A 320-nucleotide genomic window follows, 5' to 3' on the forward strand; every position below is an offset into this window, starting at 1 on the left:
TGAAAGTCGCCGTATCGCTTGACGGCCAACTGACGCAGCGCCCCGACCCTTTTTTCAGGGACCGCCGAAGCGACGACATCGGACCAAAGCGCCTTACGGGCTTCACTGATCATTTCCGGCGTCGCGTTGCATAGCCGCTCGCCGTTCGGGAGAAGGAAGTCACGGGCTCGAAGAATTTCCATCGGTCAACCTCGTACACTGTCCATGACGGCCGGAAGCCACGCAGGATCGGCATCGGCAAGCGCGACGGCATGTTGAAAAAGCTGCTGACGGTGGGGTGTGACGACGCAGGTCTGCGGCGGCACATCCGCACTTGCCCG

Annotated in this window: 1 protein-coding gene; it reads right to left on the minus strand. The window is 61.6% G+C overall.

Translation table 11 applies throughout. The features are described from left to right. A partial coding sequence (locus MUB46_RS24510) for a hypothetical protein (protein ID WP_261618543.1) occupies positions 1 to 182 on the minus strand: 182 nt, incomplete at its 3' end. Positions 183 to 320: the final 138 nt, after the last annotated feature.

It is taken from the genome of Microbaculum marinisediminis, from assembly GCF_025397915.1.
In the GTDB taxonomy this organism is placed as follows: Bacteria; Pseudomonadota; Alphaproteobacteria; order Rhizobiales; family Tepidamorphaceae; genus Microbaculum; species Microbaculum marinisediminis.